This window comes from Micromonospora sp. NPDC048830 (genome assembly GCF_043198215.1).
GTDB lineage: Bacteria > Actinomycetota > Actinomycetes > Mycobacteriales > Micromonosporaceae > Micromonospora.
The window spans coordinates 128,370-137,314 of the sequence record NZ_JBICUP010000015.1; the positions used below are offsets into that span (position 1 = coordinate 128,370).

Here is an 8,945-nt window from a genome sequence, read left to right on the forward strand (position 1 = left end):
CGGAGCATGGACGTGCTGCTGCGCGGCGGACCCGGCGACGGCCAGGTGGTGCCCGGCGGCGGAGAGACCGTGATGTGGCATGCCTGCCTGTACGAAATCACGCCCGAGTACGGCCACCGGCACGGTCGCGACCTGCGGGTCTACCGGCATCGCCCCGACTGCTGTGAGCCCTACGGCCGAGGTGCCGAAGACCGCTGCGAATGACCGGCCGGAACCCCGTGCACGCCGACTTCGTTCGCCACCCCGCCCCGCGCATCATCGAACATGCGTACGATTGACGTGTGGAAGAGGTGGTCCGGAGGTGGTGGAACGGCAGCTGGGGGCGCCTGGCGCGCCGCGATGTGTGGCTTGTCCGCCAGACACGCTGGAAGGTCATCGCCCGTGCTGGGGACACCGAGACGGGGAAGGTGCTGCTGCGGTGGGAGTTCGAGACGGAGCGAGAAGCCGCTCGTATGGTTGATCGGCTGCTTCGGGCCGACACCGCCGGGCAGTGGCGTGAACATCAGCCGGGGGCAACTCCCGGGGACGGCAGCGGCGATGCGAGCAGTGCCCGGCCCGCCCAGCGAGGTGAAACGAAGAGCAACAATTTCGACGTATAGAGCAGCGAATGAAGCTCACGACCTGGTGCTGCCCGTGTGCTGCTCGCCGGTTGCCCTGCCCAGCCTCGCATGACCCCACCGTCGGCCTGATCAACGGCCAGGCCGTCACGTCCGGAGGAGGAGCCGGTCCCTGGCCGCCGACCTCGACCACGACCCGCTGCGCGGGCCCCCGGTCACCTTCTACGACCATGCGGAATCGAAAGCCGCCGCGCACATGCGGCGCACCGGCGCGTCCGAGGCCGACCTTGCAATCGACAACACCGTCTGCGGCACCAACGACCGCGACCGGAGCTACCTCTGGACCTGCGACAAGATCCTGCCCGCCATCCTGCCCTCGGGAAGCCGCCTGCGGCTGCGGGTCACCCGGACGGCGGCCACACCTGGTGGCACCGTATCTACACCGGCACCGGAGAAGGATCACACGATGACGCTGCTACTTCGCGACTACCACGGCTATCCGTACCCGTTGACCAGCCCCGACGAGGCTGGCCGCCGCTTCGACGAGCAGATCGAGGCGATCATGCCGCATGGCGGCTGGCGGCTGCGGGCAAACCATGACGATTGGACCCGCCGACCAGCCCGCGCTGCGGATCGACATCGACATCGACGCTGACCGGGCGGCGCTGCGTTGGCTGCCTGACCGCACCTACGCTGCCGACCTGGACCCCGACACCCCGATCACCGTCTACGAGTCCCCGGATGCGGGCCTACAGGACATCCCCGCTGACATCGCACGGGTGAACACCACGGCAGCCCGCGAGGCGGTCGTGGAGTACGTCGCCACAGGCCGACGCCCTGCTAGTAGGTCCTGGGAGCACGAGGAGCAGTGTGCTTCGTAGGCTCTGCACCGAAGTGCCTACTATCGCCGTTGACCGGTTGACTGTTGACCCGGCGGCGCACCGGTCCAGACGCGCGTCCACGGCGGGCCCGGCGATCGACTCCAGCCCGTGCGCGCTGTTCGCATCCGCGTCGAGCAACTCGCCGCCGCACTCGTTCCACAACCAGCGCTGATCAATGGGCATGCAGTCCTCGTCGACCCCATCAAGAGTGAACGACCATCCACCGGTCCGCCGACGCATGTACCTCCAGTCGCCGGGCCGTCCGGGACAGCCCACCCGGCGGCCGGCTAGCCACGAGCCGGCCGCCTGGCATCATGTCCCAGCCAACGAGTCCCGACTGGCTCGCCGCGAACCCGTCTTCGCCCAGCCAGGAGGGTCACGCCCCCGCCAAGACACCCCCGACCATGTGCGCGTGGCCGGTAGCAATCGGCTATCGATCCTCGCCGGGTTGTTCGTGCGAGCTGGCGAGCCAGCCACCGACAACGGCGAGGTCAGCTTTCAAGTTCATGACCAGGACGCAGGCTCCGTCGGCGAGGAGTGTGGCTCGCGGCAGGTGCAGTTCTACCGGCCGCTGCTCAGCGCGTCGATCGCGCGGAGGAGCACCGTGCGCGAGTACACCAGGGTGCGACCGCCGACGCTGAGGGCCTCGTTGCCGGTGGTGGTTCTGAGCTGCGCGCCGATGCCGACGATCGCGTCAGCGGCGTCGGTGACGATCCCGGCGGACTCCGCTGGCGCGGTCGGGATCTGCTCCGTGGCCAGCTTGCAGACCATGCCGAGGGCGGCGAGAGCGCGCCCGGCCTCCGACACGGTCAGCGCCACCGGTTCGGCGTCGGCCATCTCGGTAGGTGGCTGCGTGCTCTCCGAGCGTCTCAGAGACCGTCGGGTAACCAGCTCCGAGCGTTCTGTTACGGGGAGACACGTCGATGCCGGGTGTTCGACAAATAGATCATCCCCGCCATGATCGCGTTGTGTGCGCAACTGCAACTGTGGCGGGGATGACGCCCGTTCATGCTATCCGTCGAGCTTGACCGATGCGATGTGGGCGGTCCTCGCGCCCTTGATGCCGGTACGCGACCTGCGTAAAGGCGGCCGGCCGCGCAAGTGGGGAGATCGGTTGATCCTGGATTCGATCTTCTATGTGCTGCGGTCGGGCTGTCCGTGGCGGATGATGCCGCGGGATCTGGCGCCGCCGGACGCGGCACATCGCTGGTTCACGACGTGGCGGAAGAACGGGACGTGGGACGCGATCCACGACGAGCTTCGCCGGCAGGTGCGGGTCGCGGCCGGTCGTGAGCCGGAGCCGACAGCGGCGGTGCTGGACGCCCAGTCGATCAAATCCAGTGAGGGCGGCGAATGCCGCGGGTTCGACATGGGCAAGAAGACCACCGGCCGTTATCTTGAGCTTTCTGATCTTGTATCGTCCTGACCTGCGGTGATGCGTGGTGGACGTGTCTTCGACGGTGCCGGTCAGCAGGGTCCGATGACGGGGGAATGTCTTCTTCCCGGCGTGTCGCGGGTGTGGCCGGGCAGGTCGCTGGTGCGTTGTTCGCCGAGGGCCAGGGCGAGGGCGTGCCGCAGCTCGCGGTTCTCGGTCTCGAGTTGCTGGTTGCGTTCGGTGGCGGTTTGCAGGCGCTGGAGCAGTGAGGCGTCGGAGGCTCGTTGCCGGTTGGGAACCGGCCGGGTCGTGGGGGTGCGGTGCCGGGCCCGGAGTCGGCCGATCTCGGCTCGGAGATCGGGCTGGTTGTAGAGCCAGGACCGGGAGACCCGGGCTTCGCGGGCCACGGTTTCGAAGGTGATCATTGTTCCGCTGGTGTCCATGCGTCGCAGGGCGGCGGTTGCGCGGCGGCGGGTCGCTGTGGCCCGTTGCCGGGCGGCGGTGACGAGGTGGTGAGCGTTGTCAGCTGGCATGTGTGGTCTCCTGCGGTTCGTGGTGGCCGGTTTCCAGTTCGCTGATCATGCGGTCGAGGTTGTCGGCAACCTGCTGGTTCATCTCGGCGACTCGGGTGTGGCCGCAGTTGGTGGCGTTGTCGATCAGGGTCAGGGTGCGGGTCCGCTGGTCGCGAAGTTCGGGCAGAAACTCGGGCCCTGTGAGGAAGACCGGGCAGGTCAGGCAAGCATTCGCATGTGGACAAAGTTTTTGGACGGGCAGCCCGCAGTAGCCGTTGGGCAGGGTCTGGGTGGCGATGCCGTAGCGGGTTTTGGCCCACTGGGCCTGCCCGAGCGGTCCGTCGGCGGTGAGTGCGACGTGTTCGCCTTTGATGTTGACCTTCATCGCGGCTTCCCAGCGGCGCCGGACGGTCTGGTCGGTGATTCGTGCGTAGTGCGCGGTCATCCGCGATGACTCGTGGTCGAGCAGGATCCGGACGACTTCTTGTGGGACGTCACGGTTGATCAGGCGGCAGGCGAAGGTGTGCCGCCATTGGTGCGGGGTCAGGTGCACGGGTTGTCCGTGCTCGTCGCGGATGTCGCAGGCGACGAGCCAGCGGCGCAGCATCTGCCGGTAGCTGCTGTCGGACAGCCTCAGCTGTCCGGAGGCGTTCGCGTGCCGCCGAGGGAACAGGACTCCGGTGCCGTCCGGCCAGCGGTCCAGCACCCGGCGTTGCTGCTCGTGGATAACCCGTTCGAGGTGTTCGTCGATGGGGACAGCGGCCTCGCGTTTCATCTTGGTGTTGAAGTAGCGCAGGTAGGCGGCGCCTTGACCGTCGTGAACCAGGCAGTCGAAATCCAGGCAGACGACGCTGGAGATCCGCAGCCCGGTGCGCACGAGGATGAGCGTGACCAGCCGTCCGGCCGGGTCGTGCCAGCGGTCCAGGTTCGCCTCGGACTCGACCTGGGCCATGACGTGCTCGGCGAGCCGGCGGGAGATCGTCGCTGCCGGGGCCGGTGGGATGTCGCCGGGGTAGAAGGCTGCGGTTCCGGGCAGCGAGTCGTCCCAGCGGTTCTGCCGGATGGCCTGCAGGAACAGGTTCAGGTTGCTGATCCTGCCCTTCTTCAGCCCATGCCCGCCGTGTTGGGAGGCGACGTGGGCGAGGTGGCGTTCGAGCAGAGGGCGGTCAATGTCGGCGAGCCGGTCGACGCCGGCGTGGACGAGGAAACCGCCGAAGCAGACCAACGCGTCCAGCCCGGTATGCGCGGCGGTGATGCTCAACCCGCTGGTCAGCCGCAGCCTCAGCCACCGTTTGGCCAGGTCACGTAGCCAGGGCTGCGGGATGCGTTCGAAGTGCAGCCGCACTCGTGGCCGCGGAACGGTGGCGGTGGCCGGGGTGGTGATCCCCGGAAGCCGTTCCAGCCGCCACACGTCTCGACCGAACTCGGTCTCCCAGCCTGCGCCGTCGCGCAGCAGTTCGACGGCGTCACGGACTTCAAGCAGGAACAATACCGGCGCCCGGACTTGGCCGGTTCGCACTCGCTGTCGCCACTGCTCCTCCGACAATTCCAGCAGCGAGGCGATCCCAGCCGCTTGGGCGTGCCGAACGGCCTGCATGACATAGCGGGCGGGAGTCGTTCGGCGCCGGGCATCGGCCCGGCATTGCAGCCCGTACTGGAACTCCAGCGTCAACTGGGCGGGCAGGCCACGCAGATCGACCGCGGCGATGCCGTTCAACTCGCAGTCCACGATGAAACGCTCGGCGTCCCGGTGCCCGGCACGCGTCCAGCGTTCATGATGTTGCTGGCAGAAGACCTTCTCCGGCCCCTCGACCCACAGGCTGCAGAACGGCAGACGGCACTCGGCCGGGACAGCGCCGACTGCGGGCAGGGTCGGGGCGTGCCAGTGATCGATGTCAGGTCGCCCGGCCCGGACCCACCGGTCGTAGTGCTTGCAGCAGAGCCCTTTGCCGAAGCGTCCGTAACGGCAGCCGCCGATCCGGCAGGAAGGCAGGACCTGCCGGCCGCGAACCGGCGGCCCGGGGTCGGCGAGGAAGTCCTCCATCACCGGTCGTCCCCGGTGCCGCCACCGGATGACATGCCCGTTGCACAATCCTCGCTGGGAGACCACCCGGTCGCAGCCGGCGACCGCGCACTGCGGGGCGACGAAGACCGGATCGGCAGGGTCCGGGCGGTAGATCTCGGTGCGGAACTCGGCCCGGACAGCGGCCAGAAGCTTCTCCAGCAGCCCGGCCTGCCGGCGGCCGGTGGTTAGCGCAGCGACGGTCACAGCCGGACCTCCCGTCCGGTGAACCACCCCGCGGCCTCCAGCGTGCGGCGGGCGTCCTCGACCGTCAGGTGGCCATACGTGTCGATCGTGGTGCTGATCGAGGCATGGCCGAGTAGTTCCTTCACGTTCTCCATCCCCGCCCCGCGACGCAGCAGCCAGGTCGCATAGGTATGGCGGTACTGGTGCGGCCCGAAGGCGATGCCCGTGACCTTCCGCAACCGTTTGACCAGGTCATAGACCGCCGGATAGGCCCACGGATGCCCGTGCGGCTCGGCGAACAGGTTCACGAAGACGTAGTCGGAATCCAGGGCGCCGTACTCACGATTCAGATAGTCGCAGTACAGACGCATCAACTCCGGGCTTGCCGGGATGACCCGGCTGCGGCCGGCCTTGGCACGGGCCCGGTTGTCGTTCTGCCGGGGCACCACCGTCACCTGCTTATCGGCGATCGCGATGTCGTCGTGGCGCAGACCCAACGCCTCGCCGATACGGATCCCGGTGTCCAACAGCAGAGCGAACAGCAACCGGTCGCGCAGATGCTCGCAGGCATCCAGGATCGCCTGGACCTGGGCAGCCGTCAGCACCCGGGGACGCTTGCGCCCGGCCTTGAGCTTGATGGTCCTCGTCCGCTCCGGCTTGCCTGAGCCGACGTGCTGCAAGAACGGCTTGTAGGACGTCGCCGCGGACCGATGCCATCCGACCGGGCGCATCGAGATCAGCGGGTCGGCGACCGTGACGCCACTGCGGGCATGGAACTCGTAGAACGTGCTGACCGCGGCAAGCTTGCGGTTCACGCTGGCCGCCGTGCAGTGATGCTCAACCGTCGGCAGCACCGCCACCGCCCCGCTGCGGGCGGCCGGCGGCAGCCGTAGCCATGCCACGAAACCAGCTACCGCCTCCAAGTCCACCCGCTGCCAGTCCATTGCTCGACGGGCGAGATAGACCCACCAGTCCTTCAAATCGTGGGCGTACGCCTTGATCGTGTTCGGTGACCGCTCGATCGCCGCCAGGTAAGCCAGGAACGACTCCACCGGGCCGACCGGCCGCAGATCATCGCCCAGCAGAGTCCACGACTCCGCCATCGATCCCGGCGCCAGCACCCGCTGCACCCGCATCGCACCTCCCGCTACTACGTGATGGACGGCAGCAGGTAACCGCATCCACGACGCGAGCTGGGGGACGTTCAGCGTCCTTGGACTACATCAAGAACAAGTCAGAGCGGGCTCCAGATAACGGCCGCAAGCGGCACCTGGTCGTGGACACGATGGGGCTGATCCTGGTCGTGATGGTCACCTCCGCCTCGGTCAACGACCGTCCCGGTGGCCGGCGGATCCTGGCGCGGCTGGCCGAGGCGTTCACCACCATCGCCCTCGTGTGGGCCGACGGCGGCTACGCCAACAGCATCGACTCCACTCTGCTGACCTGGGCGAAAGAGCAGCTCGGCATCCTGGTGGAGATCGTCAAGCGCAACGACGACGTCAAGGGCTTCAAGGTCCTACCGCGCCGGTGGGTGGTAGAGAGGACGCTGGGTTGGCTGGTCCGTAACCGACGCCTGGCCCGGGACTACGAACGGCTGACCGTCAACTCCGAGGCCATGATCAAGGTAGCGATGATTCGACTCATGACGATACGCCTGGCCGGTCAAACGATCCGTTGGGCCAACGCCACCGAGCGCGAAGCCGCCCAACGCATCAACGTTGAGCGACTTCTCGCCACGTAGTCACCCGGTTACCCGACGGTCTCTCAGCCATCAGGGAGATGGCGTGTGGCGCGATGTAGGTCTGCAATGCGGTCCGTTCGGTGACGCCGAACTGGTGGGCGACAGCGGCGATGTGATCGGCGAGGAGATCCGCGGCCTGGGCCGGCACGAGCACGACGCCGTGCCGGCTGGCTTCCTGCTCAAGCTGGGCGAGCCGCTCCTTGAACACCTTCATGTTGCGGATGTTGACCATCGCGACGTCTCCTGCCTCGCATGCCCAGGCCGACCGGGCCATCAACAGGGACCTCGAAAGCTTTAACAGAGCCCAGCCTGCATCCAATACGGAACTGGGTAGCGGGACAACCAGCGCATCGAGTCGGCTTGCCTCAGGCCGGTGCCCGGCCCGCGAGTGCCAGGCATTGGCGGGCGTTGGGACGGGCGACCGTGAAAAGCGTTTGCCGCCCGCCCCCCAATGGCTGACCGCCACCGGTGAGGCCGCGGGGTTTTAGCGGCCGGCCTTCGAGTTGTACTCGTCGACGATCTCCTGCGGGATTCGGCCCCGGTCTGAGATCTCCAGGCCGGCCTTCTTGGCCCAGTCCCGAATCGCCTTGTTCTGCTCCCTGTCACTGCTGACGCGGCCGTTGCCGGACCGCCCGCCCCCGACCCGTCCGGCGACGACACCGCCCCGGCCGACCTTGGTGCCGTGAGTGGTAAACGGGGCGAAGACGCCGCGCAGTTTCTCGGCGTTGCCCGCCGACAGGTCGATCTCGTACTGGACCCCGTCGAGGGCGAACTTGACGGTCTCGTCGGCGTCCCCACCGTCCAGGTCGTCGATGAGCTTGTGAATGACTTGCTTGGCCACGTCCAATTCCCTTTCCAACTAGCACAACTGCTAGCACAGTAGCCTGCGCGACGCTCATCGCCAAAGTAGATACACCAAAATCGTCCTGCGGGTCTCCGGGCACAAATAGGCGGCCTCTGAACTTTCCGCCATGTAAACGTGCCGGCAGGCGCATGGATCACCACCTTGAGTTGGCCAGGTGGGTCCAGCCCGTCGCTGTCGGCGTATCGCGACCCGACCCGCGGACATTCGGACCACCTCGTCGCAACGCACGGTTCGCTTCGCGTGTCCACAGCGTGAGGAGTCACCGATGATGCCTCGCTCCCGGGGTCTGGACCGTCGCGCAGCCTCCACCGGCGGCCCGTCACTCAAGCGGGCTCGCCCGCTATCGGCAGGCGACGTGGGTTGGCTGAGTCGAGTTGTGCGTAGCCGCCGACACGCCCACGCCCATCAGCTTCGCGCCGAGGGCGACTTCAAGGCTGGCGAGGATCCGCAGGTCCGCCGTTTGCCGTTGAGGGAGAAGAGGCACTCACAGGCGATGAAGCACGCACACGACCTTGCCGAGGATCGTTGCATCGTTGCTAGTGATCACCGGATAGGCCGGGTTGCGAGGGACGAGCTCGACAAGGCCGTCGCGCATTCGGTACTCCTTCACGGTGGCCTCCCCATCGATCATGGCGGCCACGATGTTGCCGTTGTCGGCCACCGACTGTTGGCGCACGACGATGACATCCCCGTGCGCGATGCCTGCCTCGATCATCGAGTCCCCGCGCACACGCAGCGCGAACAGGGTGCCCCGGCCGACCAACTC

Annotated in this window: 12 protein-coding genes and 1 pseudogene; 6 read left to right on the forward strand and 7 right to left on the reverse strand. The window is 67.4% G+C overall.

Annotated elements, in window-relative coordinates; translation table 11 throughout:
• Positions 1–6 precede the first annotated feature (6 nt).
• The 4 genes and pseudogenes from ACGFIZ_RS15775 (at position 7) to ACGFIZ_RS15790 (ending at position 1,438) form a co-directional block, all read left to right on the forward strand.
• Positions 7–204: a hypothetical protein gene (locus tag ACGFIZ_RS15775; RefSeq protein WP_393419754.1), complete on the forward strand. Its 198-nt coding sequence runs from the start codon at positions 7–9 to the stop codon at positions 202–204.
• Positions 205–281: 77 nt separating this feature from the next.
• Positions 282–599, forward strand: a complete 318-nt coding sequence (locus tag ACGFIZ_RS15780; protein ID WP_393419756.1) for a hypothetical protein — start codon at positions 282–284, stop codon at positions 597–599.
• Between the two features lie 106 nt (positions 600–705).
• Positions 706–1,212 (forward strand): annotated as a pseudogene (locus tag ACGFIZ_RS15785) (DddA-like double-stranded DNA deaminase toxin); the annotation flags it as partial.
• Positions 1,154–1,438, forward strand: a complete 285-nt coding sequence (locus ACGFIZ_RS15790) for an Imm1 family immunity protein (RefSeq protein ID WP_393419758.1) — start codon at positions 1,154–1,156, stop codon at positions 1,436–1,438. The pseudogene ACGFIZ_RS15785 and the gene ACGFIZ_RS15790, both read left to right, overlap by 59 nt.
• Positions 1,439–1,999: 561 nt before the next feature.
• Here the strand turns inward: ACGFIZ_RS15790 and ACGFIZ_RS15795 are convergent.
• Entirely contained in the window at positions 2,000–2,275 is a 276-nt protein-coding gene (locus tag ACGFIZ_RS15795) for a hypothetical protein (RefSeq protein ID WP_393419760.1), read from the reverse strand.
• Between the two features lie 187 nt (positions 2,276–2,462).
• Between ACGFIZ_RS15795 and ACGFIZ_RS15800 the strand changes: the two genes are divergently transcribed.
• A complete protein-coding gene (locus ACGFIZ_RS15800) occupies positions 2,463–2,864 on the forward strand; it encodes a transposase (RefSeq protein ID WP_393419762.1) in 402 nt (133 codons plus the stop codon).
• 41 nt (positions 2,865–2,905) lie between these two features.
• Here ACGFIZ_RS15800 and ACGFIZ_RS15805 read toward each other — a convergent pair whose 3' ends face one another.
• Genes ACGFIZ_RS15805 through ACGFIZ_RS15815 form a run of 3 tightly spaced genes read right to left on the reverse strand, consistent with a single transcriptional unit; the run spans position 2,906 to position 6,703 of the window.
• The gene (locus ACGFIZ_RS15805; RefSeq protein WP_393419764.1) at positions 2,906–3,346 is read right to left on the reverse strand and encodes a DUF6262 family protein; all 441 of its coding nucleotides are present in this window, start codon (positions 3,344–3,346) and stop codon (positions 2,906–2,908) included.
• Positions 3,336–5,594, reverse strand: a complete 2,259-nt coding sequence (locus ACGFIZ_RS15810; RefSeq protein WP_393419766.1) for a tyrosine-type recombinase/integrase — start codon at positions 5,592–5,594, stop codon at positions 3,336–3,338. The genes ACGFIZ_RS15805 and ACGFIZ_RS15810 overlap by 11 nt, the downstream gene beginning before the upstream one ends.
• Positions 5,591–6,703, reverse strand: coding sequence for a tyrosine-type recombinase/integrase (locus ACGFIZ_RS15815; RefSeq protein ID WP_393419768.1), 1,113 nt, complete (start codon positions 6,701–6,703; stop codon positions 5,591–5,593). The genes ACGFIZ_RS15810 and ACGFIZ_RS15815 overlap by 4 nt, the downstream gene beginning before the upstream one ends.
• An 83-nt stretch (positions 6,704–6,786) precedes the next feature.
• Here ACGFIZ_RS15815 and ACGFIZ_RS15820 point away from each other — a divergent pair, with 83 nt between their 5' ends.
• Complete coding sequence (locus ACGFIZ_RS15820) at positions 6,787–7,314, forward strand: transposase (protein WP_393419770.1); 528 nt, start codon at positions 6,787–6,789, stop codon at positions 7,312–7,314.
• On the opposite strand, the gene ACGFIZ_RS15825 is transcribed toward ACGFIZ_RS15820, so the two are convergent.
• The 3 genes from ACGFIZ_RS15825 to ACGFIZ_RS15835 form a co-directional block, all read right to left on the reverse strand.
• The gene (locus ACGFIZ_RS15825) at positions 7,286–7,546 is read right to left on the reverse strand and encodes a hypothetical protein (RefSeq protein WP_393419772.1); all 261 of its coding nucleotides are present in this window, start codon (positions 7,544–7,546) and stop codon (positions 7,286–7,288) included. The two genes, ACGFIZ_RS15820 and ACGFIZ_RS15825, sit on opposite strands and share 29 nt — an antisense overlap.
• Before the next feature lie 252 nt (positions 7,547–7,798).
• A complete protein-coding gene (locus tag ACGFIZ_RS15830; RefSeq protein WP_393419774.1) occupies positions 7,799–8,155 on the reverse strand; it encodes an Lsr2 family protein in 357 nt (118 codons plus the stop codon).
• 508 nt (positions 8,156–8,663) lie between these two features.
• Positions 8,664–8,945: LexA family protein (locus tag ACGFIZ_RS15835; protein WP_393419776.1), on the reverse strand; the 282-nt coding region annotated here is incomplete at its 5' end.